This is a genomic window from Acinetobacter sp. V2 (assembly GCF_001188385.1).
GTDB lineage: Bacteria > Pseudomonadota > Gammaproteobacteria > Pseudomonadales > Moraxellaceae > Acinetobacter > Acinetobacter oleivorans.
The window spans coordinates 861,531-862,413 of record NZ_JZFB01000001.1 but is presented as its reverse complement, the minus strand read 5'-3'; the positions used below and the strand labels follow the sequence as shown (position 1 = coordinate 862,413).

At 42.7% G+C, this 883-nt stretch carries 1 protein-coding gene and 1 pseudogene; both read right to left on the bottom strand.

Annotation, left to right across the window (positions count from 1 at the left end; all coding sequences use genetic code 11):
* Window positions 1-659: NAD(P)/FAD-dependent oxidoreductase (locus UC75_RS20100; RefSeq protein ID WP_228137070.1), on the bottom strand; the 659-nt coding region annotated here is incomplete at its 3' end.
* A 158-nt stretch (window positions 660-817) separates the two neighbouring features.
* Window positions 818-883: pseudogene (locus UC75_RS20095) on the bottom strand (Rrf2 family transcriptional regulator); the annotation flags it as partial.

Genomic DNA, 883 nt, shown 5'->3' with positions numbered 1-883 from the left:
CCTTCCACACCAAGCTCGCTAAGAGCCTCTCGAATAACGGTAGCAGCTTGGTCACCCATCGCTGCGCCAATTTCTGTTGAGGAATCAACTAAAACTACACGGACATCAGTTTCACTTAAAATGTTACGCAGACGTTCAGGCATTTCAGTAACGGTTTCTAACCCAGTAAGACCACCACCTGCAACAACCACCGTATTACGTGCTGTATTTGCAGCTTTATTAGCTAAGTTTTTAAGGTGCTGATCTAGTTTCTCAGCATCTTCTAGTGTGCTTACGCTAAAGCCATATTCGGTAAGACCCGGTATTGGGGGCATAAACGTCGTACTTCCGGTTGCCAGAATAAAACGGTCATAGCTTAAGGATTGTTTGCTGCCATCGGTGGTTGAAACTTCAATTGCCTGTTGGTCGACATCAATTTTATTTACCCAACCTGCCAGAAATTTAACCCCAACCACACTTAATAACTCTGAAATATCAGGGTTCATGTTTTCAAGCACAGCTTCATAAAGACGAGGACGAATATCAACATTCGGGCTAGGGGAAACCATCACCACTTCAATGTTTTGTTCTTGCGACGCTAAGTGAATTGCTCTTTGTGCAGCAAGTGCAGCCCATAAACCAGCAAAGCCAGAACCAGCAATAATAATACGCTTACTCATTTGATTATCCTTTTGATCGATTTTTCGGACAACACATTCCAACTCATCACTAAATTTAGGGTGAGCGAATCCTTTCTCTGATTGTCCGAAAAATCTGAGAAGGCGTTTAAAACGATTAGGGGAGTTTTACATTAGGGCATGAAGCCCTATAAGCTTATTTAGTCTGGTGTATCCCGTGAGATTTTACTTTTCCGCATTTTTGCTGTTCTTCCTTCGATGCGTTC